Source organism: Patulibacter defluvii, assembly GCF_034096925.1.
GTDB lineage: Bacteria > Actinomycetota > Thermoleophilia > Solirubrobacterales > Solirubrobacteraceae > Patulibacter > Patulibacter defluvii.
In genome coordinates this window covers 23673-47983 of record NZ_JAWZSQ010000003.1, presented here as the reverse complement: position 1 = coordinate 47983, position 24311 = coordinate 23673, and the positions used below count along the sequence as shown (strand labels likewise).

Annotated in this window: 24 protein-coding genes and 3 riboswitches; of the genes, 17 read left to right on the top strand and 7 right to left on the bottom strand. The window is 75.6% G+C overall.

Translation table 11 applies throughout. The features are described 5' to 3' along the window. Positions 1-8: 8 nt before the first annotated feature. The gene (locus SH587_RS04255; protein ID WP_320669329.1) at positions 9-296 is read right to left on the bottom strand and encodes a hypothetical protein; all 288 of its coding nucleotides are present in this window, start codon (positions 294-296) and stop codon (positions 9-11) included. Between the two features lie 69 nt (positions 297-365). After that, the gene (locus SH587_RS04250; RefSeq protein ID WP_320669328.1) at positions 366-1562 is read right to left on the bottom strand and encodes an oxygenase MpaB family protein; all 1197 of its coding nucleotides are present in this window, start codon (positions 1560-1562) and stop codon (positions 366-368) included. A gap of 71 nt (positions 1563-1633) precedes the next feature. Here SH587_RS04250 and SH587_RS04245 point away from each other — a divergent pair, with 71 nt between their 5' ends. The 6 genes from SH587_RS04245 (at position 1634) to SH587_RS04220 (ending at position 5374) form a co-directional block, all read left to right on the top strand. Then, positions 1634-2278: a TetR/AcrR family transcriptional regulator gene (locus SH587_RS04245; RefSeq protein WP_320669327.1), complete on the top strand. Its 645-nt coding sequence runs from the start codon at positions 1634-1636 to the stop codon at positions 2276-2278. A 44-nt stretch (positions 2279-2322) separates the two neighbouring features. Continuing rightward, entirely contained in the window at positions 2323-3165 is an 843-nt protein-coding gene (locus SH587_RS04240) for an SDR family oxidoreductase (protein WP_320669326.1), read from the top strand. Positions 3166-3218: 53 nt separating this feature from the next. Then, the gene (locus SH587_RS04235; RefSeq protein ID WP_320669325.1) at positions 3219-3545 is read left to right on the top strand and encodes a hypothetical protein; all 327 of its coding nucleotides are present in this window, start codon (positions 3219-3221) and stop codon (positions 3543-3545) included. Between the two features lie 182 nt (positions 3546-3727). Next, a complete protein-coding gene (locus SH587_RS04230) occupies positions 3728-4120 on the top strand; it encodes a hypothetical protein (protein WP_320669324.1) in 393 nt (130 codons plus the stop codon). A gap of 40 nt (positions 4121-4160) precedes the next feature. Beyond that, complete coding sequence (locus SH587_RS04225) at positions 4161-4712, top strand: DUF1775 domain-containing protein (RefSeq protein WP_320669323.1); 552 nt, start codon at positions 4161-4163, stop codon at positions 4710-4712. Further along, positions 4709-5374 carry a DUF1775 domain-containing protein gene (locus SH587_RS04220; protein WP_320669322.1) on the top strand — a complete coding sequence of 222 codons (666 nt, stop codon included), beginning with the start codon at positions 4709-4711 and terminating at the stop codon, positions 5372-5374. The genes SH587_RS04225 and SH587_RS04220 overlap by 4 nt, the downstream gene beginning before the upstream one ends. A 59-nt stretch (positions 5375-5433) precedes the next feature. On the opposite strand, the gene SH587_RS04215 is transcribed toward SH587_RS04220, so the two are convergent. Next, positions 5434-6345: a uroporphyrinogen decarboxylase/cobalamine-independent methonine synthase family protein gene (locus SH587_RS04215; RefSeq protein ID WP_320669321.1), complete on the bottom strand. Its 912-nt coding sequence runs from the start codon at positions 6343-6345 to the stop codon at positions 5434-5436. Between the two features lie 165 nt (positions 6346-6510). Then, a riboswitch (cobalamin riboswitch) is annotated at positions 6511-6651 on the bottom strand. A 230-nt stretch (positions 6652-6881) separates the two neighbouring features. Between SH587_RS04215 and SH587_RS04210 the strand changes: the two genes are divergently transcribed. The 8 genes from SH587_RS04210 to scpA all read left to right on the top strand — a co-directional run bounded on the left by SH587_RS04210 (position 6882) and on the right by scpA (position 17967). Further along, positions 6882-8849, top strand: coding sequence for a hypothetical protein (locus tag SH587_RS04210; protein WP_320669320.1), 1968 nt, complete (start codon positions 6882-6884; stop codon positions 8847-8849). A gap of 46 nt (positions 8850-8895) precedes the next feature. Next, positions 8896-9077: riboswitch (cobalamin riboswitch) on the top strand. A gap of 96 nt (positions 9078-9173) precedes the next feature. Beyond that, on the top strand, positions 9174-10211 hold the full coding sequence (locus SH587_RS04205; RefSeq protein WP_375341733.1) for a FecCD family ABC transporter permease: 1038 nt from the start codon (positions 9174-9176) through the stop codon (positions 10209-10211). Continuing rightward, positions 10208-11035 carry an ABC transporter ATP-binding protein gene (locus SH587_RS04200; RefSeq protein ID WP_320669318.1) on the top strand — a complete coding sequence of 276 codons (828 nt, stop codon included), beginning with the start codon at positions 10208-10210 and terminating at the stop codon, positions 11033-11035. Before SH587_RS04205 ends, SH587_RS04200 begins: the two co-directional genes overlap by 4 nt. Beyond that, positions 11032-12084 carry an ABC transporter substrate-binding protein gene (locus SH587_RS04195; RefSeq protein WP_320669317.1) on the top strand — a complete coding sequence of 351 codons (1053 nt, stop codon included), beginning with the start codon at positions 11032-11034 and terminating at the stop codon, positions 12082-12084. Before SH587_RS04200 ends, SH587_RS04195 begins: the two co-directional genes overlap by 4 nt. Next, the gene (locus SH587_RS04190; protein WP_320669316.1) at positions 12081-12854 is read left to right on the top strand and encodes a class I SAM-dependent methyltransferase; all 774 of its coding nucleotides are present in this window, start codon (positions 12081-12083) and stop codon (positions 12852-12854) included. Before SH587_RS04195 ends, SH587_RS04190 begins: the two co-directional genes overlap by 4 nt. Before the next feature lie 269 nt (positions 12855-13123). Next, positions 13124-13426 (top strand): helix-turn-helix domain-containing protein, encoded by a 303-nt coding sequence (locus tag SH587_RS04185; protein ID WP_320669315.1) that lies wholly within the window; start codon positions 13124-13126, stop codon positions 13424-13426. A gap of 117 nt (positions 13427-13543) precedes the next feature. Next, positions 13544-15745 carry a methylmalonyl-CoA mutase family protein gene (locus SH587_RS04180; RefSeq protein WP_320669314.1) on the top strand — a complete coding sequence of 734 codons (2202 nt, stop codon included), beginning with the start codon at positions 13544-13546 and terminating at the stop codon, positions 15743-15745. Then, on the top strand, positions 15742-17967 hold the full coding sequence (gene scpA, locus SH587_RS04175) for a methylmalonyl-CoA mutase (protein ID WP_320669313.1): 2226 nt from the start codon (positions 15742-15744) through the stop codon (positions 17965-17967). Before SH587_RS04180 ends, scpA begins: the two co-directional genes overlap by 4 nt. 93 nt (positions 17968-18060) lie before the next feature. Here the strand turns inward: scpA and SH587_RS04170 are convergent, their stop codons facing one another. After that, the gene (locus SH587_RS04170) at positions 18061-18315 is read right to left on the bottom strand and encodes a type II toxin-antitoxin system VapB family antitoxin (protein ID WP_320669312.1); all 255 of its coding nucleotides are present in this window, start codon (positions 18313-18315) and stop codon (positions 18061-18063) included. Between the two features lie 35 nt (positions 18316-18350). Further along, positions 18351-19832 carry a protein adenylyltransferase SelO gene (locus tag SH587_RS04165; protein WP_320669311.1) on the bottom strand — a complete coding sequence of 494 codons (1482 nt, stop codon included), beginning with the start codon at positions 19830-19832 and terminating at the stop codon, positions 18351-18353. Between the two features lie 94 nt (positions 19833-19926). Between SH587_RS04165 and meaB the strand changes: the two genes are divergently transcribed. From meaB to SH587_RS04150, 3 genes are all read left to right on the top strand, one after another. After that, positions 19927-20946 (top strand): methylmalonyl Co-A mutase-associated GTPase MeaB, encoded by a 1020-nt coding sequence (gene meaB, locus SH587_RS04160; protein WP_320669310.1) that lies wholly within the window; start codon positions 19927-19929, stop codon positions 20944-20946. Positions 20947-20995: 49 nt separating this feature from the next. Then, positions 20996-22450, top strand: coding sequence for an MFS transporter (locus SH587_RS04155; protein ID WP_320669309.1), 1455 nt, complete (start codon positions 20996-20998; stop codon positions 22448-22450). Positions 22451-22515: 65 nt separating this feature from the next. Next, the gene (locus SH587_RS04150; protein WP_320669308.1) at positions 22516-23121 is read left to right on the top strand and encodes a hypothetical protein; all 606 of its coding nucleotides are present in this window, start codon (positions 22516-22518) and stop codon (positions 23119-23121) included. Between the two features lie 39 nt (positions 23122-23160). Here SH587_RS04150 and SH587_RS04145 read toward each other — a convergent pair whose 3' ends face one another. Both SH587_RS04145 and SH587_RS04140 read right to left on the bottom strand, forming a co-directional pair. Continuing rightward, entirely contained in the window at positions 23161-23922 is a 762-nt protein-coding gene (locus SH587_RS04145) for a CbtA family protein (protein WP_320669307.1), read from the bottom strand. 12 nt (positions 23923-23934) lie between these two features. Continuing rightward, the gene (locus tag SH587_RS04140) at positions 23935-24165 is read right to left on the bottom strand and encodes a CbtB domain-containing protein (RefSeq protein ID WP_320669306.1); all 231 of its coding nucleotides are present in this window, start codon (positions 24163-24165) and stop codon (positions 23935-23937) included. 57 nt (positions 24166-24222) lie between these two features. After that, positions 24223-24292, bottom strand: a riboswitch (cobalamin riboswitch). Positions 24293-24311: the final 19 nt, after the last annotated feature.

Genomic DNA, 24311 nt, shown 5'->3' with positions numbered 1-24311 from the left:
CAGCGCTCCTACACGGGCAAGTACTTGTCATTGTCGGCATAGAAGACGAGCGCTCGGCACATGTCACCAGGTGTTGGTTCCGCTCCGGCCCTCCATCGCCTCCACACGTCGACCACCTCGAGGGCGAGCGACACCTCGAGCAGGTACCCAAAGCCCTCTGCCGGCGACGATCCGTCATCCGGCTCGAGTACGACGAGCACCTCCGACGAGGGGCCAGCAGCACGCCGGTTCCGGACGTAGATCGTCGCGTCGATGTCGACGGCATCAAGCTCTTCGACAAGCTCGCGCAGGACCACGGATCTTCCCCAACTCGGTGCGAGCGGCGTTCGGCACCAAGCCGCCGCCCGCCGACACCGTACCGACCCCTACCCCACCACCGCCCCCGGAGCGACCGGCGCCTTCGGGTCGCCGGCGAGGTCGAGCAGGCGGTCGATCGCGTGGATCTGGGCGGTCGCGGCGGTTCGTTCGTCGCCGAGGGCGCCGAGGGCCAGGAGGACCGCGTGAGCACGGACGACCGGGCGGGTGAGCGGGAACAGGTGGCGGAGCGGGGAGCGGGCCAGGCCCAGTTGGTCGGCCATCTCGTCGCCGAGCCAGCGGCGGATGAAGGAGGCGACGAGCGGGGCGCTCAAGGTCCGCAGGGGCGTGACCAGGGGCCTGGGGATCGCCCCCTCCAGCGGCAGGCCGTGGTGGGTCAGGGCCCGCATCAGGCGCGGTCCCTCCTCGCTCGGGCCCGGGAAGAAGGACTCCAGGGCCGTCATCAGGCGCTCGGCCTCGCGGGCGTTCGCGGGCAGCAGGTCCTCGGGCACCCCCATCACGAAGCCGACCCAGCGCCAGAGGGCGGTGCGAGCCTCGCGATCGGCGTCGTTGGCGTGGGCGCCCATGTCGTGGAGGGCCCGCTCGGGAATGATGTGGAAGCCGCCGATCGCGGTCGCCATCATGCCGGTGGCGCTGATCGGGGTGCCCCACTCGGGTCGCCAGTCGGGCGACCGCCGCAACCGCGCCCGCACGAGGGCGTGGACGATCCGGACCCGGATCGAGGTCTTCCAGCCCTCCCCACCCGGGTGCATGCCGCCCGGTCGGGTCACCGCCAGCGCCCAGCGGGCCGTCTCCCCGATCCGGCGCGAGGCCATCCGCTCCAGCCGACCCGTCGCCACCAGCGGCCGCGAGAGGTCCGCGTACTGGTACCCGAACGCCAGCGACCCGTAGAGCAGCGACACGAAGAGGGCCGGCGCGCCGACCCGCCAGAAGCTCGTCGCCCCCGCGTCCACCAGGTCCAGGTCGACCCTCGGCGGCACGCTCGCCGCCTGCTCGACCAGCGCCCGGACCGCCGCCGGCGTCGACTCCGGCAACCGTCCCGGCAGCGCGTCGAGCGCCGCGTCCAGCCGCCGGAACCCGACCCCGCCCGGCAGCTCGGCGAACGCCGCCACCACCGCGTCGGCCAGCGGATCGCCCTCGTGCCGACCCGCCGCCAGCCGCGCCACCAGCGCCTCGTCCGGCAGCAGGGCCGCGCGATCGACGACCTCGGCTGGGCCGCTGGTGGGCGTGTCGAGCGATCTGAGCATGGGCGTTTCCCGATCCTACCCCATCCAGCAACATGCGTTTCCCCTTTCTGCCGGATGCGAAGATCCCCACCGTGGCCGGGACGCGCAGCTACGCCGGGAGATCCGCCGAGGAGCGGCAGGCCACGCGCCGCCGGCAGCTGCTCGACGCCGGCTTCGCGCTGCTCGGCGAGCAGGGCTGGACCAGCACCACCGTCCGCGGCGTCTGCCAGCGCGCCGGCCTGACCCCGCGCTTCTTCTACGAGAGCTTCGGCTCGCTCGACGCGCTCGCCGTCGCCGTCTACGACGAGATCGTCGAGCAGGCCACCGGCGGGCTGGCCGCGGCCGTCGCCGCCGCCGGGGACGACCGCGCGGCAAAGGCGACCGCCGCGATCACCGCCCTGCTCGACGCCCTCACCGAGGACCCGCGCCGGGCCCGGATCGTCTTCGTCGAGGCACTCGGCAGCGAAGCCCTGACCCGCCGCCGGATGGCCACGATGGGCGAGCTGGCCGAGATCATCGCCGGCTACGGCCGGGCCGAGTACGGCGCCACGCCCGAGGCCGAATCGCTGGTGCGGATCACCGCCGCGCTGCTGGCCGGCGGGGTCGCCGAGCTGCTGCTGGCCTGGCTCGACGGGTCGCTCGGCGTCGACCGCGAGACCCTGATCGCCGAGGGCGCCGAGCTGGTGGTCGAGATCGGCGACGGCGCGCACCGGATCGCGCGCGCCCGTCGCCCCTGACCGATCGGTGTACAGCGCTGTTCGTCGATGCTACCGTGCGGCGGGTGACGCGCATCTCCGGAAGCACCTGCCTGATCACCGGCGCCGCCAGCGGGATCGGGAGGGCGACCGCGCTGGCCGCCGCCGCCCGCGGCGCCGCGGTGGTCCTGACCGACCGCAACGACGACGCGCTGGGGCAGACCGCCGCCGAGGTCCGGGCGCTCGGCGGGCGGGTCGCCTACAGCGCCGCCGCCGACGTCGCCGACCACGGCGCGATCCAGGCCTTCGCCCGCGACGTCCACGGCGAGGTCGGGACCGTCGACGTGGTGATGAACATCGCCGGCGTCTCGGCTTGGGGCTCGGTCCAGAAGCTCGAGCACGAGCACTGGCGGCGGATGATCGAGATCAACCTGATGGGCCCGATCCACGTGATCGAGGAGTTCGTGCCGCCGATGATCGAGGCCGGTCGCGGCGGCCACCTGGTCAACGTCTCGTCCGCCGCCGGGCTCTTCGGCCTGCCGCTGCACGCCGCCTACAGCGCCAGCAAGTTCGGCCTCCGCGGCGTCTCCGAGGTGCTGCGGTTCGACCTCCGCCGGCACGGGATCCGAGTCAGCCTGGTCTGCCCCGGCGCCGTCGCCACGCCGCTGGTCCAGAGCGTCGAGCTGGTCGGGGTCGACCGCTCCGACCAGCGCGTCGACCGCGAGATCAACCGCTTCGCCCGCCACGCCGTCAGCCCCGAGCGCGCCGCCGCGGCGATCCTGCGCGGGGTCGAGCGCAACCGCGAGATGGTCTTCACCTCGCCCGACATCCGCTTCGGCTACCTGGGCCAGCGCTACTTCCCGTTCGGCTACGACGTCGTGATGCGGCTGCTGAACAAGCGCGTCGCGGCGCTGATGGACCGGGCCTGAACCGTCGCCGCCGGCCCCGCGCCGGCGGCGACCGACCGCTAGGCTCCGGCGCAATGTCGATGCGGACCGGCATCCGCGCGACCGCGGCGCTCGCCGCGATCGCGATGCTCGTCGTCGCGGCGCTCGTGCCCGACAGCGCCTCGGTGCTGCTGACGCTGGCCCCCGCGGTGGCGCTGTTCGCGCTGCTGCTCAGCGGCCACTACGTCGGCGAGGACCGGATCGCGCGGCTGGCCCGCGCCTGGCGCGCCCGCCGCGTCCGCCCGGCCCGCAGCCTGCGGGTCGCCCCCGTCCGGCCCCGAGGCCGGGTGCCCCGCGGTGGGCGGCTGATCGCCGCCGCGCTCGCGGTCCGGCCGCCACCAGCGGCGCTGCCCGTCCGCTAGCGCCCCCGGCGCTGGCCCGCGCCCGTCCACCGCTCCCGATCGGGAGCGGTGCGCGCGGCCGTTCCCGCCGCGCCGCCCTCGGGCGGCGCCCCGAACCGCCGGCCGGCCCGTCCCGGACGCGATCGCCCGATCGCCGCCGGGGCCCGCCGCCGCACCCAGAACCACGGACCCCGGAGGTCCTCATGAACCGCTCGATCCCGGCGGCGCTGAGCGTGCTCGCCCTGACCGGCGCGCTGGCCCTCGCCGCCAGCGCCCAGGCCCACCAGAGCGCGTCGTCCAACGGCGCCACCGTCACCGTCCACGTGCTGCCCGACGACGCCCCCGCCGCCGGCCGCCCCGCGACCGTCAAGGTCGTCCGGGTCGCCGTCCCGAAGCGGGCGCGCTTCTCGTACCGCAGCGTGCGGATCCGCGTCACCGACAGCAGCGGCCGGACCGTCGCCAACCGCGCCGGCAGCCGCAGCGCGCGGCTGACCTTCCCCCGCGCCGGCGCCTACCAGATCACCGTCTCCGGCCGCTATTCGCGCAGCGGCAAGAAGCGCTCGTTCACGACCCGCTTCGCCGTCCGTGCCAGCTGAGCGCCGCCGCCCGATCACCGTCCGAGGAACCGAGAACCCCATGAACCGCATCGCCCTCCTGGCCACCGGCACCGCCGCGGCCGCCCTGCTGCTGCCGGCCGCCGCCGGCGCCCACGCCACCGTCAGCCCGCTGCAGCCGCAGGGCCCGCTGCTGACCGCCGCCCGCGGGACCTTCGTCCTGCGGGCCCCGAACGAGACCGCCAAGCAGCGGACCTTCAAGGTCTCGCTGCTGGTCCCGAGCGCGATCCGGACCTCGATCTCGGTCCGCCAGCTGCCCGACTGGAAGGTGACGCTGAAGACCCGCAAGACCGGCCAGAAGGACGCCGAGGGCGGCGACGTGGTGGCGATCAGCCGGATCACCTGGACCGCCCGCCGGACCAGCGACGAGATCGCGCCGCGGTTCTACGGCGAGTGGCCGATCCGGTTCCAGAACCCGGCCACGCCGCAGGCGCTGACGTTCAAGATCGACCAGTACTACACGGGCAAGGGCGGCGGTCGCAAGCGGCCCGAGATCGTCCGCTGGTCGGGCGGCCCGTCGTCCGACCACCCGGCCTCGGTGCTGCAGGTGGTCGCGAACGCCCCGGCCTCGTGAGCGCCCGAGCGCGACGGCGGCGGATCGCGGCCGGGGCGGTGGCGGCGACGCTGCTGCTGGCCCCGGCCGCGTCGGCCCACGTGACCGTCCAGCCGTCGGCCTCGCGCCCGGCCGACCTCCAGCGGTACCGGGTGACGGTGCCGAACGAGGAGCAGGCGGCCGACACGACCGCGGTCCGGGTGCAGCTGCCGAAGGGGATCGACTTCCTGCTGGTCGAGGCCACGCCCGGCTGGAAGGCGAAGGTGGTGCGACGCGGCGACCAGCCGTCGGAGATCCGCTGGACCGGCGGCCGGGTGCCGCCGGGCGCCTACGCCGAGCTGCGGTTCATCGCCCGCAACCCGGTCCGGACCGGGACGCTGACGTTCAAGGCGCTGCAGCAGTACTCGGACGGCGAGGTCGCGCGCTGGATCGGCAGCGCCGACAGCGAGAACCCGGCGCCGACGGTCGAGCTGTCGGAGTCGGCCGTCCCGCAGGACGTGGTCAGCACCCACGGCGAGGCGACGCCGACCGCCACCGCGCCGGGCGCGGGCAAGGGCCAGGCCGCGCCCGCCGCCACCGCCGCGAAGGACGACGACAGCGACGCGCTGACGATCGTCGCGCTGGTGGTGGCGGTCGTCGCGCTCGGCCTGGCCGCCGTGGCGACCCTCCGCCGCCGCGCCTGACCAAGAACGCGCTCGCCGGCCCGCCGACGACGGCGGGCCGGCGGTCGCGCCCGCGCCGCTCAGGCCGCCCGCTCGCCCGGCCAGGCGGCGCGGGCGGCCAGCGCCACCTCCGCCCCCGCGGCCAGCACCGAGGCGACCAGCCGCTCGCGCCGCGGCGTCAGCCGGCCGGTGCCGCACGAGGGCGTGACGAGGCTGCGGGCGAAGACCCGCTCGATCGCGGGACCACGGGCCGCGACCGCCGCGACCGCCGCCGTCACCCGCGAGGCGACGTTGGCCGGACCGTCGGGCCGGACCGGATCGACCGCGCCCCAGGCGATCCGGCCGCCGCCGGCCAGCAGCGCGGCGACCGCGTCGGCCGCCTCGCCGCCGACCGGGTAGCGGGTGACGTCGAACGAGAGCACGTCCGGCGCGGCCGCCACCACCGCCGCCCACGGCACCTGCGAGCAGACGTGCAGCCCCCAGGCCGCGCCGCTGCGGGCCAGCGGCGCCCAGGCGTCGGCGGCGGCCAGGTCGGCGTGGGCCAGGCCCGGCTCGTCGACGACCACCAGCGCGTCGAGACCCTGCTCGCGCAGCAGCGCGGCCTGGCCGCCGACGTTGGCCGCCAGCCAGGCGCCGACGTCGCGCGCCAGCGCCCGCGCCTCGCGACCGTGGCCGGGACGGCCGGCGGCCCGCTCGAGCGCGATCGCCAGCGTCAGCGGCCCGGTCACCTGCAGCTTCACCAGCCGGTGCGCGGGCGGGCGCTGGGCCAGCGCCGCCCGCACCGCGTCCCACGCCACCGGCCGCTCGCGGTCGCGGTCGGCCGACCAGCCGCAGGACGCCCGCGCCCAGTCCGGCCCCAGCCACTCGCTGACCATGTCGCCGTCGAGCGGCGGCAGCTGCGGGCAGAAGGGCAGCCCGTAGGCGCGGGTCGCGTGGCGGACCGCCGCGGCCGGCTCGGCGAACGGCAGGCTGCCGACGCCGGTGGTGGTCATCGCGGGCAGCCGCTCGAGCACCGCCGGGCCGGGACGTTCCGTCCGCTCCCCGCGCCTGCCGCTTCCGGCGTCGCCTGCCATCGGTCCTTCTCCTTCCGCGGTGGCCGTTGCGCGCGGCCACGATTGCCTGGGCGCGCCGGACGGTCGTCCGGGCGCGAAGCCGACAGGTCTTCGGACTCGGGCGGGATCGATCGCGGCCGCCTTCCCAGGCCGGCGGACGGTCGGTCCGTCGGCTCCAGTGGCGTCGTGGCCACGATCCCCGCCCTCACCGCTGCGCGTCAGTCCCGGAGTCGCACCGGGTTCCCTGGCCCCGCGGTCGGGGTGGATCGGCTCCGTCCCCCACGCTAGCGCGCCGCCGGCCGGATCGCGAGCCGCACGACCATCCCCTGTTTCACCCAGGTGAAACCGACGATACGGGCCGAATCACCGTCGTGGCCCACCTACCCTGGGTCGGTCACCCCCGCCGCGGCGGCCGATTCGCAGCCTCCCCCTGGGCTCGTCGGCGCCGACCCGGCGACACACGACCAAAGGGACCAATGACCCCACCGACGCTCGACCCGCGGGTCGCGGGCGATCGAGCGCAGCCGCGCGCCCCCCGGCGCCGCGGTCTGCGACGCCTGCTGGCGCTGGCCACCGTGCTCGCCGGCAGCCTCACGCTGGCCACCACGGCGACCGCCGCGCCACCGCTCCAGCTCTGCACCCCCGGCCAGGTTCGCGCCACCGAGCGCCACTGGTACTTCGGCACCCGCGGCCACATCGACTTCGGCACCTCCGGGACCGCGACGACGGCCACGGTCGGCAGCAAGTCGGCGGTCGAGGGCTCGACCGTCGTCACCGACGTCGACGGCACGCTGCTGTTCTGGTCCAACGGCCAGCAGGTCTACGACCGCAACAGCGACCTGATGCCCAACGGCGCCGGGCTGCTGGGCAACGACTCGGCCACGCAGACGGTCGCGGCGTTCCCGGCGATCGGCCACCCGGGCCGCTACTTCGTGGTCACGACCAGCGCCGAGGCCTCGGTCAACCACGGCTCCGGTCCCGGCAAGGGCGACCTGACCTATTCGGTCGTCGACATGACCGCCAACGGCGGTCTCGGCGAGGTCACCGCGACCAAGAACGTGGCCCTGGGCACCGCCGGCACCGCCTCGGAGGCGATCACCGCCGTCCCCAACGACGACGGCACCGGCTTCTGGGTCATCACCAACACCCAGGGCGGTCCCGAGGTGCTGGCCTACGAGTTCGACGAGAACGGCCCCGTCACCGGCACCGCCGTCGTCTCGACGATGCCGAGCAACAACTACAACGGCTTCGGCTCGCTGACCGTCAGCTCCGACCTGACGAAGATCGCCCTGATGAGCGGCAACGTCTCCGCCGGCACCCAGCCGGCGAAGCTGCGGCTGCTGACCCTCGACGCGAGCACCGGCGTGCTGACCCAGACCGCCGAGTGGAACACCGCCACGACCGGCAGCAACGGCTACTACGCCGACTTCTCGCCCAGCGGCCGCTACCTGTACGCGACCCGGATCTTCAACGGCGCCCGGCTGCTCCGCTACGACATCGGCGACCCGAGCGACGCGGTCGCGATCAAGGCCAGCGAGGAGGACCTGGGTGCGATCGGCAACGGCGGCGCGGTCCGCCGGGCGCCCGACGGCCGGATGTACGTGGCGAACCGCGGTGCGGCGACGCTGACCACGGTCGACGCGCCGGACGACGCGGCCGATCCGCAGGTCCAGCCGAACGGCTACACCCTGCCCGCCGGTGCGGCCAACGGCTGGGGCCTGGCCCAGACGGTGACCGGCTGCGCCAAGCCGCTGGCCCCGCCGACCGCCACCGTCAGCGGTCCGACCGACGGCACCACCGTGCCGACCGGCGCGCCGCTGACGGCCGGCTTCTCGTGCCACGGCGAGGCCGCCCCGGTCACCTGCGGCGCGAAGGTGCGGCGGCCGGACGGGAGCGAGCTGCCGGTCACCGACGGCGCGCCGCTGCCGACCGACCAGCCGGGCGTCTACACGATCACGGTGACGGCGATCGACGCCGAGGGCCGGACGATCACCGCCACCCGGACCTACGTCGTGACCGCGCCGCCGCTGCTGCCGCCGGTCGATCCGCCGGTCCAGCCGGCCCCCGGCCGCCTGGTCGTCAGCAAGACCCTCTCGCGCAAGACGGTCCGCCCGGGCCAGAGCGTGCGGACCACGATCCGGGTCCGCAACGGCGGCGGCACCACCCTCCACGACGTCCGCGTCTGCGAGCGGGTGCCGGCCGGCCTGCGGTTCGTCTCGGCGACGCCGAAGGCCACGCTCAGCAGCGGCAGCCGCTGCTGGACGATCAAGACGCTGCGGCCCGGCCAGACGGCCACCCGCACGTACAGCGCGCGGGCGCTCAACCGCCCGGGCCGGCTGCGGGTCCGGACCACCACCCGCGCCACCGGCGCGGCGACCCGCGCCACCAACGCCACGCTCACCATCCGCCGCGCCCCGGCGCGCGCGGGCGGCGTCACCGGCTGATCCCCGGACCCGGTGCGGCGGCCCCGCCGCCGCACCGGACGTCCGCTATCGTCCGCGGCGAGCCAGTCGCACCCACCGAGTGGGTCAGGGAATCCGGTGCGAGACCGGAGCTGACGCGCAGCGGTATGGGGGACGGGCGGGGCATCGACCACTGGACCGAACGGTCCGGGAAGGCGTCCCTCCCGGTCGATCCCGAGCCCGAAGACCTGCTGGCTCACGGTCCTTCGCGCCGCGTGCGCGATCGGCCGGATCGCCGAACGGGCTCCGCGCATGAGTCCCTGATCGAAGGACGCCGTGCACGAGATCGCCCCCGAAGGGCGCCCGATCATCACCCTCCCGCCGCCGGCGCGGCGGCTGGTGCGGGCCCTCTGGTGGGGCGGCGGCGTGGCGCTGCTGCTGCTCTCGCTGGCGGCGGCGATCACGATCGGCCCGGCCGACCTGTCGGTCTCCGACGTCGCCCGCGCGCTCGGCCAGCGGCTCGGCCTCGGCGACGCCGGCCTGACCCGGATCGAGGACGGGATCGTCTGGGACCTGCGGCTGCCGCGGACGCTGCTGGCCGCGGTCTGCGGGGCGGGGCTGGCGCTCTGCGGGGCGATCATGCAGTCGCTGCTGCGCAACCCGCTGGCCGACCCGTTCGTGCTCGGGATCTCGTCCGGCGCCTCGACCGGCGCGGTGCTGGTGCTGATCCTGGGGATCGGCGGCGGCACGATCGGCCTCTCGCTGGGCGCCTTCGGCGGGGCGCTGGTGGCCTTCGGCCTGGTGCTGCTGCTGGCCGCCGGCGCCGGTGGCGGGACCGACCGGATCGTGCTCGCCGGGGTCGCCGGCACCCAGCTGTTCTCGGCGATCACCGCCTTCGTGGTCACCTCGTCGGCCGACGCCGAGCAGACTCGCGGCGTGCTCTTCTGGCTGCTCGGGTCGCTGTCGGGGGCGGACTGGACCGACGTCGCCCTCTGCACCGCGGTCGCCGCGCTGGCGCTGGTGCTCTGCCTGCTGAGTGCGCCGGCGCTCGACGCCTTCGCCTTCGGCCAGGACGCGGCGGCGACGCTCGGGATCCCGGTCGCGGCGGTCCGCGGGCTGCTGCTGGCGGTGACGGCGCTGCTGACCGCGACGCTGGTCGCGGCGGCCGGGGCGATCGGCTTCGTCGGACTGGTCCTCCCCCACGCCGCGCGGCTGCTGGTCGGGCCGGGCCACCGGGTGCTGTTGCCGGCCACCGCCCTGATCGGCGCGATCTTCCTGGTCTGGGTGGACACGGCCGCGCGGACGCTGCTCGACCCGCAGGAGCTGCCGGTCGGCGTGGTGACGGCGCTGATCGGCGTGCCGGCCTTCGCCGCGATCCTCTACCGCCGACGGGTGGTCGCGTGAGCCTGGCCGCGCGCGACGTCCGCTGGGCCGCCGGCGAGCGGCTGATCGTCGACGGGGTCTCGCTCGACGTCGCGTCCGGGTCGACGCTGGGGCTGCTGGGGCCGAACGGCTCGGGCAAGTCGTCGCTGCTGCGGCTGCTGGCCGGCGTCCGGCGGCCGAGCGGCGGCGCGGTGCTGCTGGACGGCGACGACCTGACGACGCTGCGGCGGCGGACGGTCGCCCGGCGGCTGGCGGTGGTCGAGCAGCAGGCCGGGACCGAGGTCGACCTGACCGTGCTCGACGTCGTCCGCCTGGGCCGGATCCCCCACCGCCGGGCGTGGGACGGCGAGCGACCGGAGGACGCCCGCGCGGTCGCCGAGGCGATCGCCCGCACCGACCTCCAGGACCAGCTGCGGCAGCCGTGGGCGACGCTCTCCGGCGGCGAGCGGCAGCGGGTCCAGATCGCTCGCGCGCTGGCCCAGGAGCCGCGCGAGCTGCTGCTCGACGAGCCGACCAACCACCTCGACGTCCACCACCAGCTCGACCTGCTGACGCTGGTGGCGGCGCTGCCGGTGACGACGGTGATCGCGCTTCACGACCTGAACCTGGCGGCGATGTTCTGCGACCGGCTGGTGGTGCTCTCCGCCGGACGCGTGGTCGCCGGCGGGCCGCCGGCCGAGGTCCTGACGCCCGAGCTGATCGAGGACGTCTACCGCGTGCGGTCGGTCGTCACCCCCGACGGGCCCGACGGCCGCCCGTCGATCCGCTTCCTGCCCGGGCCGCGGTGGTCCACCGCCGATCCCGAGCCCGAGACCGAGCCCGACCCGAGGAGCACCCCGGCATGATCCCCGTTCCACCCCGCCGCCCGCGCGGCCGCCGCGCGCTGGCGCTGCTGCTGGCGACCGCCGTCGCCGGCACCGCGCTGGCCGGCTGCGGCGACGACGAGCCGGCCTCCGGCGCCGCCGCGACGACCACCACCGCCGCGGCCGACGCACCGGTCAGCCTCCGCAACTGCGGGCAGGAGCTGCGGCTGGAGCACGCGCCGCGGCGGGCGGTGGCGATCAGCCAGCCGGCGATCGAGCTGCTGCTGACGCTGGGCCTGGCCGACCGGATGGTCGGCGCGGCCGGCTGGAACGACCCGGTGCCGAAGGCGCTCGAGGCCGAGAACGCCAAGGTGCCGCAGCTGGGCAAGGAGTTCCCCTCCTTCGAGCGGGTCCTGAAGACCGAGCCGGACCTCGTCTACACCACCTTCGCGTTCGGCTTCAGCGACGAGGGCACCGCGCCGCGCGAGCGGTTCGAGAAGCTCGGCGTGGCCACCTACCTGTCGCCGTCGGAGTGCGGCGGGCAGGAGGCGCAGCAGAGCAAGCGGCTGCGGTTCGAGGACGTCTTCGGCGAGGTCCGCGACGTCGCGAAGCTGTTCGGCGTCGGCCCCCGCGGCGAGCGGCTGGTGGGCGACCTGCGGGGGCGGCTGGCGCGGGCGACCGGCGGCCTCGACGCCAAGGGCGTGACGCTCGGCTGGTGGTACGCCGCGACCAAGGCGCCGTACTTCGCCGGCTGCTGCGGCGCCCCGGGGATGATCACCCGCGAGCTCGGCGCGACCAACGCCTTCGACGACAGCAAGCAGCTGTGGCCGGAGGTCGGCTGGGAGTCGATCCTCGACCGCGACCCGGACGTGCTGATCCTGGCCGACCTGACCCGCGGCGGCGACGGCGACAGCGCGAAGGCGAAGCTCGACTTCCTGCGCCGCGACCCGGTGGCGCGGCGGCTGACCGCGGTGCGCGAGCGGCGGTTGATCGTCGTGACGGCGTCCGACATGGATCCGTCGCTGCGCAACGTCGGCGCGGTCGAGAAGGTCGCCGCCGGCCTGCGGCGGCTGAAGGTGGCCGGCCGATGAGCGCCGCCGCCGAGCTGCTCGGCCGCTGGGACGACCAGCAGGCCGCCTACATCGCCGACCGCGAGGGCCGCTTCGCGGTGATGCTGGAGCTGCTGGCCCGGATCGCCGGCCCGGCGCCGGTGGTGGTCGACCTGGCCTGCGGGCCCGGCTCGCTGTCGGCCCGGGTGCTGGAGCGGTTCCCGGCCGCGCGGGTGGTGGCGATCGACCACGACCCGCTGCTGCTGCGGCTGGCCGCCGACGCCCTCGGCCATTACGGCGAGCGGCTGACGCTGGTCGACGGCGACCTGGTCGGCGACGACTGGCCGGCCGCGGTCGCCGAGGCGCTCGGCGGCGTCGCGCCGCAGGCGGCGGTCTCGACCACCGCGCTGCACTGGCTGCTGCCCGACGAGCTGCAGCGGGTCTACGCGCGGACGGCGACGCTGCTGGCCCCCGGCGGCGTGCTGCTGAACGGCGACCACCTGCGGTTCGACGACCGCCACCCGACCCTGCGGCGGGTGGCCGAGGAGCACGACCTGGCCACCCAGGAGGCGGCGTTCGCCGCCGGCGCGCTGCCGTGGGACGCCTGGTGGGAGCAGGCCCGCGGGCTGCCGGACGGGGCCGCGCTGGCCGCCGAGCGCGAGCGCCGCTTCGCCGGCCGCGACGCGACCCCGCCGACGACGGTCGGCTTCCACCTGGCCGCGCTGCGCCAAGCGGGCTTCGTCGAGGTGGCGCCGGTCTGGCAGCTGCTCGACGACTACGTGGTCTTCGGGCGCACCGCCGGCGGCGGCTGATCGCGCCCGTCGCATCCGCCCGATCTCGGCGGCGATCGGGCGGATGTTGGACAGCCGCGGCGGCGTCCGCGATCATGTTGTACTACGTGCACGTCAACAGATCTGATCGCAAGGACCGAAAGCCCAGCGCCGCCGCTGTGCGTGATCGTATCGTGTGGCTCCGCGAGAACACCATCGACCGATCGTCGCTGCTGCGCTCGCTGACCGACCGGATGATCGCCCTGCGGTGGACCATCGCGCCGCCCCGCGATGACGGAAACTACCCGGTCATGGCAGCCCCCCGTCCCCCCTTCGCCGCCGCGCTGGTGCGCGCCCGCGAGGCGGCCGACCTGACCCAGGGTCAGGCCGCGAGCTGGGTCGGCGTCTCGACGGTCACCTGCCGACGGTGGGAGGGCGGCAGCGGGGAGCCGACCGCCACCCAGGTGGCCTCGATCGCCGCCGCCTTCGGCACCACCCCCAACGACCTGCTGGCCGGCACGCCGCCCAGTTCGGGCGCCGGGCTGATGGAGCGGCTGCTGGCCGTCGAGGCCGAGGTCGCGCGCCTGCGCGAACGGCTCGACGCCCGCGAGTAGTCCCCCGGGTCGGCGGTCGGCCGGCCGACCAGCACACGGGCCGGACGCCACCGGCGATACCGTTCGGGCCTCGCGTCGCGCCACGCGCCGCCGCCCGTCCCTCACCGTGGAACCGTGATGCCCGAACCGCTCGCCGCCGACTTCCCGCCCGTCAGCACCGAGGAGTGGCTCCGGGCCGCGACCGCCAAGCGCGGCGTCGCGCCCGAGGACGCGCCCCCGCCGCCGACCGAGGTGCCGGCCGGCGCGACCGAGGACGGGCTGCCGCTGCGCTGGCTCTACACCCCAGCCGACGCGCTGGCCAGCGACCCCGGCGGCGTGCCCGGCCAGGCGCCGTTCGTGCGCGGCGTCGGACCGGCCGGCGAGGACGATCCGGCGTGGCAGATCCGCCAGGCCCAGACCGCGGCCGGCCGCGACCAGGCGCGGGCCGCGATCCTCGAGGACCTGGAGGGCGGCGCCACCCAGATCGCCCTCCGGCTCGACCGCGCCGCCCGCGCCGGCCACGCCCCCGGCGGCGCCGACTTCGCCGCCACCCGCGGCCGCGACGGCGTCGCGATCTCGACCGCCGACGACCTGGCCGCGACCCTCGACGGCGTCCACCTGGACCTGGCCCCGGTCGCGCTCGAGGCCGGCGCCCAGGGCCTGCCCGCCGCCGCGCTGCTGCTGGCCGTGCTGGCCCGCGGCGACCAGCCGGCGTCGGCGTCGCTGCGGATCGACCCGCTCGGCGCGCTGGCCGCCGAGGGCGACCTGGGCGAGGATCCGGCCGCCGCCGTCGCCCGCGCCGGCCGGATCGCCGCCGAGGTCGACGCCCACCACCCCGCCGCGACCGCGCTCGCCGTCGACACGCGCGCGCACGCGAACGCCGGCGCCACCGCCGCCCGCGAGCTGGCGATCGCGATCGCCACCGCCGTCGCCTACCTGCGCGCCGCCGAGGCGGCCGGCCTCGACCCGGCCCGCACCGCCGGCCAGATCGAGTTCACGCTCGCCGTCGGTCCGCGCCAGTTCGAGGAGATCGCCAAGCTGCGCGCGCTGCGGCGGCTGTGGGCGCGGGTGCTGGAGCTGAGCGGCGTCGCCGCCGAGCAGCGCCGCTCGGCCGTCTTCGCCCGCACCAGCGACCGGATGCTGGCCGGGGTCGACCCGTGGACGAACATGCTGCGGGCCACCACCGCCGGCTTCGCGGCCGCGGTCGGCGGCGCCGACGGCCTGACCGTCGCGCCCTTCGACACCGTCGTCGCCGACGCGGTCGGGGCCGACGGTCCCGGTCCGCTCGGGCGCCGGATCGCCCGCAACACCCAGCTGATCCTGCAGGAGGAGTCGGGCCTGCGGCGGGTCGCCGACCCGGCCGGCGGCTCCTGGTACGTCGAGGCCCTGACCGACGCCCTCGCCACCGCCGCCTGGGAGCGGCTGCAGGCGATCGAGGCCGCGGGCGGTGCGCTCGCCGTGCTGACCGACGGCTCGTGGGCCGCCGAGCTGGCGACCGCCGCCGACGAGCGCGAGCAGGCGCTGCGCGAGCGCCGCCGCGACCTGACCGGCGTCAACCAGTTCCCGCTGCTCGGCGACGACAAGGTCCACCCGCAGCCGGCCGACGTCACCACCCTGGCCGCGCGCGAGACCGCCCGGCTGGCCGAGCGTCCGGCGCTCGACGGGGCGATCGAGGCCCGCGTGCGCGAGGCCGCCGCGTCCGGCGACGGGCTGCTCGCGGCGCTGGTCGCCGCCGCCGAGGCGGGCGCCCGGATCGACGAGCTGGCGGCCTGGATCGGCAGCGGTCCAGCGCCGGCCGACGCTTCCGGCCTGCCCGTCCGCCGCGACGCCGAGCCGTTCGAGGCGCTGCGCCGCGAGGCCGCGGCCCACGTCGCGGGTGACGGCGACGGCGCCGCCCCGCTCGACCAGACGGTCGTCTCGCCCGCCGGTCCGTCGGTCTTCCTGGCCTGCCTCGGCCCACTGGCCGCGCACACCGCGGCGGCGACCTGGGCGACCAACTTCTTCGGCGTCGGCGGGCTGGCGGCCCGCCAGTCGCGGCCGCTGACCTCGTCCGAGGCGGTCGAGCAGGCGTGGCGCGAGGCCGGCGGGCTGCCGGTCGCCGTGGTCACCTTCGGCCGCGACGAGTCGGACGCCGGGCTCCGCGACACCGTCGCGACCCTGCGGCGGCTGGGCGCGACGACGATCCTGCTGGCGCAGGCGCCCGACGCCCGCGCGGCCGAGGTCGGCGCCGACGGGGCGGTCCGCGACGGGGTCGACATGGTGACCGTCCTGCGGGCGGCGCTCGACACCGTCGTCGGCGCCGAGCGAACGACCACGAACGACGCGGAGGCCGCCCGATGAGCGCGATCCCCGACCTGACGAGCGCGACCCTCGGCGGGGTCGAGCAGACCGCCGTCGACCGCGCGACGATCGAGGCCGCCGCCAGCGCCGCGGCCGGCCGTCCCGCCGAGGCGCTGCGGTTCGAGGCGCCCGAGGGCATCACGCTCGAGCCGGGCTACGGCTCGGCCGACGTCGCCGGGCTCGACTTCCTCGACACCCGTCCCGGGTTCGCCCCGTTCCTGCGCGGGCCGTACCCGACGATGTACGTCAACCAGCCGTGGACGGTCCGCCAGTACGCGGGCTTCTCGACGGCCGAGGAGTCGAACGCCTTCTACCGCCGCAACCTGGCCGCCGGCCAGAAGGGGCTGTCGATCGCCTTCGACCTGGCGACCCACCGCGGCTACGACTCGGACAACCCGCGGGTGGCCGGCGACGTCGGCATGGCCGGCGTGGCGATCGACTCGATCCTCGACATGCGGACGCTCTTCGAGGGCATCCCGCTCGACCGGATGTCGGTCTCGATGACGATGAACGGCGCGGTGCTGCCGGTGCTGGCGCTCTTCATCGTCGCCGGCGAGGAGCAGGGCGTCGCGGCGAAGGACCTGACCGGAACGATTCAGAACGACATTCTGAAGGAGTTCATGGTCCGCAACACCTACATCTACCCGCCGTCGCCGAGCATGCGGATCATCAGCGACATCTTCGCCTTCACGTCGCAGGAGATGCCGCGCTTCAACTCGATCTCGATCTCCGGCTACCACATGCAGGAGGCCGGGGCGAGCGCCGACCTGGAGCTGGGCTACACGCTGGCCGACGGCGTCGAGTACGCCCGCGCCGGCGTCGCGGCGGGGATCCCGATCGACAAGTTCGCGCCGCGGCTGTCGTTCTTCTGGGCGATCGGCATGAACTTCTACATGGAGGTCGCCAAGATGCGGGCCGGGCGCCTGCTCTGGGCGAAGCTCATGAAGCAGTTCGACCCGCAGTCGTCGAAGTCGCTCTCGCTGCGGACCCACTGCCAGACCTCGGGCTGGTCGCTGGCCGCGCAGGACGTCTACAACAACGTCGTCCGGACCTGCGTCGAGGCGATGGCGGCGACCCAGGGCCACACCCAGTCGCTGCACACCAACGCGCTCGACGAGGCGCTGGCGCTGCCGACCGACTTCAGCGCCCGGATCGCCCGCAACACCCAGCTGTTCCTGCAGCAGGAGTCGGGCACCACCGACGTGATCGACCCCTGGGGCGGCAGCTATTACGTCGAGCGGCTGACGGCCGAGCTGGCCGAGCGGGCGCTGGCCCACATCGCCGAGATCGAGGAGCTGGGCGGGATGACGAAGGCGATCGACGCCGGCGTCCCGAAGCTGCGGATCGAGGAGTCGGCCGCGCGGACCCAGGCCCGGATCGACGCCGGCAAGCAGACCCTGGTCGGCGTCAACCGCTTCCGGCCCGAGCGCGAGGAGCAGATCGACGTCCTCAAGGTCGACAACGCCGGCGTCCGCGCGCGTCAGATCGAGAAGCTGGAGCGGCTGCGGGCCGAGCGCGACGAGCCGCGGGTCCAGGCCGCGCTCCAGCGCCTGACCGAGGGCGCCGGCCAGGCGTCGAGCGGTCACCGCGCGGAGGACCACAACCTGCTGGCGCTGGCCGTCGACGCCGCCCGCGCCCACGCCTCGGTCGGCGAGATCAGCGACGCGCTGGAGAAGGTCTTCGGCCGCCACACCGCCGAGATCCGCTCGATCGCCGGCGTCTACCGCAGCGAGGTGGGAGAGATGAGCAAGCCGTTCACCCGGACCCGCGAGCTGGTCGACGCCTTCGAGGAGCAGGAGGGCCGCCGGCCCCGGATCCTGGTCGCGAAGATGGGCCAGGACGGCCACGACCGCGGCCAGAAGGTGATCGCGACCGCGTTCGCCGACCTCGGCTTCGACGTCGACATCGGGCCGCTGTTCCAGACCCCGGAGGAGGTCGCCCGCCAGGCGATCGAGGCCGACGTCCACGTGGTCGGCGCGTCGTCGCTGGCCGCCGGCCACCTGACGCTGGTGCCGCAGCTGCGCAAGGCGCTCGACGACCAGGGCCGCGACGACATCCTGGTCGTGGTCGGCGGTGTGATCCCGCCCCAGGACTTCGACGCCCTCCGCGAGGCCGGCGCGGCGGCGATCTACCCGCCCGGGACCGTGATCGGCGAGGCCGCCGGTGGGCTGCTGGAGCTGCTGATGGGCAAGCTCGAGCTCGAGGTGCCGGCGGCGGGGTGAGGGTTGGCGGTGCGCGGCGGGCGCCGCGCACCTACGCCGAGGCGGCCGGCTCGTCGAAGAGCACGGCCAACAGGGCCGAGGTGTCGAGAACCATCAGCGCGGGAGACCGTGGTCGTCGTAGCCGAGGAGGGCGTCGGGATCGCGCGGATCGACGATCGGCAGCGCCGCCGCACGGCGGGCGATCTCGTCCAGCTCGTCGACCAGCGGCGGGGCACGGCGCTGACCGCGCACCCGCTGCAGCCGCTCGCTGATCGCGGTGCTGACCGCCGTCGTCAGGGTCTCACCGGTGGCTGCGGCGAGCTCGCGCGCCCGCCGGTCGGTCTCGGGATCCTTGATGTTGATCGCCATCGAATCTCCCAGGTCGACCCTGGGTAGGTTCTACCTCAGGTCCCGCAGAACGTCACGTAGCCGCCCGGGATCGCCGGTCCCGGGCCGGCGTAGCGGTCGCGGCCGGGCTGCTCGTCGAAGGGGCGGGAGACGACCTCGACCAGGGTCCGGACCGGCTCGTCGTCGCCGCGGACGGCGGCGTCCAGCGCCTCCTCGACCCGGTGGTTGCGGGGCACGAAGCGGGGGTTGACGCGGTCGAGGGCGTCGGCCGCCGCGGCGAGGTCGCGGCGGGCCGCCACCTGCTCCCGCCAGCGCGCTGCCCAGCTGTCGAACCGCTCGCGGTCGAGGACCTGCTCGCGGGCCGCCTGGGGCCGGTCGCGCAGCACGCCGGCCAGGCCGCGGAAGGTGCCCGTGAAGTCCGCCCCCTCCTCGGCCATCAGCTGCAGCAGCTGGTCGCCGATCTCGGTGTCGGCCGCCGGCTCGCCGTCGAGCGCCAGCTTCGCCCGCAGGCCGTCGCGCCAGGCGCGGTCGAAGCGGTCGGAGAACCGCCCCAGCTCCTCGCTCAGCGCCGCGACCGCCCGCTCCTGGTCGTCGTCGACCAGCGGCACCAGCGTCTCGGCGAAGCGGGCCAGGTTCCACTGCATCGCCGCCGCCTGGTTGCGGTACGCGTAGCGCCCCTGGTGGTCGATCGAGCTGAACGACGTCCGCGGGTCGAAAGCGTCGAGGAAGGCGCAGGGGCCGTAGTCGATCGTCTCGCCGGAGACCGCGACGTTGTCGGTGTTCATCACCCCGTGCACGAAGCCGACGTGCAGCCACTGGGCGACCAGCGCCGCCTGGGCGTCGCGGACCGCGGCGAAGAAGGCCAGCGCCGGGACCTCCGCGTCGGCCGCGTGCGGGTGGTGGCGGGCGATCGCGTGGTCGAGCAGCCGCCGCAGGACCGCCGGATCCTGGTGCCGCGCCGCGTACTCGAACGTCCCCACCCGCAGGTGGCTGGCCGCCACCCGGACCAGGATCGCCCCCGGCAGCGGGCCGTCCTCGCGCAGCACGTCGCGACCGGTGGCGATCACCGCCAGCGAGCGGGTGGTGGGGATCCCGAGCCCGTGCATCGCCTCGCTGACCACGTGCTCGCGCAGCATCGGGCCGAGCGCGGCCAGGCCGTCGCCGCCGCGGGCGAAGACCGTCCGGCCCGAGCCCTTGAGGTGGACGTCGCGGCGGCGGCCCTCGGCGTCGACCACCTCGCCCAGCAGCAGCGCGCGGCCGTCGCCGAGCCGCGGAACCGCCATCCCGAACTGGTGCCCCGCGTAGGCCAGCGCCACCGGCACCGAGCCCGGCGCCGGCCGCTGCCCGGCCAGCGTCGCCACGCCCTCCGGGGTCCGCAGCCACTCCGGATCCCAACCCAGCTCGACCGCCAGCGGCTCGTTCAGCAGCACCAGCCGCGGCGCGTCGACCGGCGCCGCCTGCGCGGGCGCGTGGAGGCCGGGCAGCGCGTCGACCAGGGTCGACTCGAAGCGCAGCGGAACGGTCGCCTCGGGGCTCATGGACCGAGCGTAGAGGTCCGGGGACGGCGGGCCGTGGCCGCGCGCGATACGGTCCGGTGCTCGCGGGCGCCGAGCGCCGGCGACCGCTCCCGCCATGGCCCGCCCCCGCCCCTCGATCGACGAGCTCCAGGCCGGTCTCGCCGCCGGCGACCGCGCCGCCCTGGCGCGCGCGATCACCCTCGCCGAGAGCCGCCGGACCGACGATCGCGAGCTGGCCCAGGAGCTGATCGCACGGCTGCTGCGGGCGCCCGGATCGTCCGACCGGCCCTCGTACCGGGTCGGCCTGACCGGGGTTCCCGGCGCCGGCAAGTCGACCACGATCGAGGCGCTCGGCGTCTGGCTGGTCGAGCAGGGCCACCGGGTGGCGGTGCTGGCGATCGACCCGTCGAGCACCCGCCAGGGCGGCAGCATCCTCGGCGACAAGACCCGGATGCAGCGGCTGAGCGTGCTGGAGGAGGCCTACATCCGCCCCTCGCCGACCTCGGGCGTGCTCGGCGGCGTGGCCCGCCGCACGCGCGAGGCGATGATCCTCTGCGAAGCGGCCGGGTTCGACATCGTGATCGTCGAGTCGGTCGGCGTCGGCCAGTCGGAGGCGGAGCTGGCCGAGCTGGTCGACTGCGTGCTGCTGCTGCTGGTGCCCGGCGCCGGCGACGAGCTGCAGGGGATCAAGCGCGGGATCATGGAGATCGCCGACCTGATCGTCGTCAACAAGGCCGACGGCGACGCGCTGAAGCTGGCCCGGCGGGCGGCCGCCGACTACCGCCACGCGCTGCGGATGCTGCCGCCGGCCACGCCCGGCTGGAAGACCCCGGTGCTGACGGCCAGCGCAGCCGAGGGCACCGGGATCGCCGAGGCCTGGGGCGCGATCGAGGACCACCGCGCCCACCAGCGCGAGAGCGGCGGGCTGGAGCAGCGGCGCGCCGCCCAGCAGCTGCGCTGGCTGCGGGCCCAGGTCGAGGAGGCGGTGCTGGCCGCCTTCCACGAGCGGCCCGGCGTGGCCGAGGCGCTGCGCGCGGCCGAAGTCGCCGTCGACGCCGCCGAGGCGACCGTCCCCCAGGCCGCGGCGCGGGTGCTCGCGGCCGGCTTCGGCGACGGCGCGCCGTCGACCACCTGAGCCGGCGCCGTGCGCGCCGGCCCGCAACGGCATACACTTTGATGATGCAATGAGTCGTCGGGAGCCGATCGGACGGGCCTTCGTGCCCACGCTGGTGCTGATCGGCATGGTCGTCTCGGTGATCAGCAGCCTCGGCGCGCCGCTGATCCCCTCGCTGGCCCGCGAGTTCGGCGCCGACCTGGGCAGCACCCAGTGGTCGCTGACGGTGACGATGCTGGTCGGCGCGGTCGCGTCGCCGATCGTCGGCCGGCTCGGCGACGGACCCCACCGGCGGGCGGTGCTGCTGGGCTCGCTCGGCGCGGTCGTGCTCGGCGGGGCGCTGGCGGCGCTGGCCGGCTCGCTGCCGCTGCTGATCGCCGGCCGCGCGCTGCAGGGGATGGGTCTGGCGCTGATGCCGCTGACGATGGCCACCGCCCGCGACCACCTGCCGCCCGAGCAGGCCGGGCGCACGATCGCCGCGCTCTCGGTGACCGGCGCGGTCGGCGTCGGGCTCGGGTACCCGATCACCGGCTTCATCGCCGAGTACCTGGACGCCTCGGCCGCCTTCTGGTTCGGGACCGCGGCCAGCGCCGCCGCGCTGCTGCTGGCCGTGCTCTTCGTCCCCGCGACCCCGAGCGAGCGGCGGGCCGACCGGATCGACGTGACCGGCGCCGGGCTGGTGGCGGTCGGGCTGGTGGCGCTGCTGATCGGGCTCGAGAAGGGCGCCGACTGGGGCTGGGGATCGGACTCGACGCTGGGGCTGCTGGCCGCGGCCGCGGTGGTGCTGGCGCTGTGGGTGCGGCACGAGCTGCGGGTGGCGGCGCCGCTGGTCGACCTGCGGCTGGTCCGCCACCGGGCGGTGCTGACGGCGAACGTCACCGGGTTGCTGCTGGGCGTGGCGATGTACCTGGGGATCAGCCTGATGACCCAGTTCGTCCAGTTCGACGGCGGGCTCGACGCGACGGTCTTCGTGGCCGGCCTGACGCTGGTGCCGCTCTCCGCCCTCAGCGCCGTCTCCAGCGGCCTGGTGCCGGTGATCGAGCGGCGGTTCGGCGCCCGGGCGACGATCCCGCTGGGGGCGCTGGTGATCAGCGTCGCGGCCGGCTTCTTCGCGCTCACCGGCAGCGCGCTCTGGCACGCCTTCGTGACGATGGCGCTGGTCGGCGTCGGGCTCGGCTGCACCTTCGCCGCGATGCCGGGACTGATCGTCGGCGCCGTCCCGGCCAGCGAGACGTCGAGCGCGATGAGCCTGTACCAGGTGACCCGCTACGTCGGCTTCTCGATCGGCAGCGGGCTGGCGGTGACGCTGCTGCGGGCCTTCGGCGGCGACGGCGGGCCGACGGTCGGCGCCTACCGCGACACCTTCGCGGCGGCCGCGGTGCTGAGCCTGTTCGCCGCCGCCGTCGCCTGGATCCTGCCCGGACGGGCGCCGCGGCCCGCCCCCGACGCGCAGCTGCGGCGGCGCGAGCAGGAGGAGGGGCTGGTGGCCTCGGCGGGACTGGAGAGCGACCCCTCCGCCCGCTGAGCCCCGGTGGTGGACGGCGTCCGAATCGGCGCACGCGACCGCCGGCGATGGAAGGCTCGACCGCGATGCCCGCACCAGGAACGTCCCCCGTCCCCGCCCGCGTCGCGGCGATCGCCGGCCTCGGCCTGGCCCTGGCCCTCTCGGCCTGCGGCGGCGACGACAAGACCACCACCAGCACGGTCACCGTCACCACCTCGGCCAGCGTCCCGACCACGACCGCCAGCGTGCCGACCACGGCGACCGTCCCGACCGCGCCGACGGTCCCGACCACGGACAGCGTCCCGACCGCCACCGCCACCACGCCGACGACGACCACGATGACGCCGGCCCGCCGGCGCGAGAAGCGGCTGGAGCAGTCGGCCGAGCGGACCGTCCGCAGCTTCTACGCCGCCGTCCGCAAGCGCGACATCGCCGCCGTCTGCTCGCTGCTGAGCACGGCCAACGTCAACCGCTACGGCGGCCGCGGCAGCTGCCGCAACGGCCGCTACGTGACCGAGGCGGCCGTCGCCCAGGTGCCGCCGAACAACGACCGGATGCGGACCACGACGATCCTCGCCAACGGCGCCACCCGCGCGACGGTGCTGGTCAGCCGCCCGGGCCGCCGCTACGTCGTGCGGCTGGCCCGCCAGGGCGGTCAGTGGCGGGTGGTCGGCACCCGCAAGCTCGGCTGAGCGAGCGAGGCGCGGGCGAACGGCCCGCGCCCCGGATCGTCAGGCCGTCGGCGCCTGGGCGCCGGCGGCCGAGCGCCGGCCGAGCAGCGGCTGGCCGGCGAGCGCCCGCTCGGCGGCGTGGCCGAAGCCGAAGGCCAGCGCGGCCCAGATGATCGCCTGGGTGCCGAGGTTGGCCAGCCGGAAGTCCCACAGGATCTGGGGCGGGAAGCCGGTCCGGACCTCGTTCTGGCTCGGCAGCGCCAGGTGGGCGACGGCGATCAGGACGGCGAACAGCAGCAGCCCGGCGGCGACCGCGTTGCCAACGCCCCAGCGGGCGTACAGGTCGCGGATCGCCCGGCCCGCCGCCACCGCGGCGACGATCGCGATCACGATCAGGACGAAGAACCAGCCGGTCCGCTCGCCGATCGTGTCGCCGCTGCCGACCGCCGGCGGGTTGGCCGGGTACTTCGTGAACGGCACCAGCACGATCGTGGTGAAGCCGACGGCGGCGATCACCAGCGCGGTCGCGCGGGCCTGCAGCGCGCCGATCCGGCCGTAGATCATCGCGAAGATCAGGCCGACGAAGCCGCCGATCGCGGTGCTGAAGATCAGCAGCCCGGTCAGCAGGCCGATCGTGCTCTGGACGCCGCGGCTGACCTCCGGCGGACCCTCGTCCATCGCACCGGCCTTGGCGGCCGCGGCCTCCTCGACGGCGATCGCGGCCTTGACCGGCGGCTCACCGACGAAATACGCCCAGGCGAACGCAAGCAGGCCGGCCACCAGGCCGACCAGCATGCCCCGCACCAGCAGGGTACGAACCATGTCGGTCCCCGCTCAGTGGCAGGGGAAGCCGAGCAGGTGGCGCGCGTCGTGCACCAGCTCGTGGATCGCGGAGCCGGAGAAGACCGACGTCGCGCCCTCTTCCGCCCCGACGAAGTAGATCGCGAACATCAGCACGACGCCGGCGAAGATCCAGTAGGGGAGCAGCTCGCGCGGCGAGGCGACGGGGATCGGGACCCCGGACTCGCGCTGGGCGGCTGGCTCGATGGCGGTCTGCGTGCTCACGATGCTTCGTCCTCCTCGGGATCTCGCGTCCCGATCGTTTGGCGATGCGCGGTGATGGAGTCTCTGGCTCCCGGCCCTGGGGCCGGTCACAGTGGCGCGACCGCGCCGGATTCGCACCGGCTTCCTCGCGTCACCTCGCTCGTTCG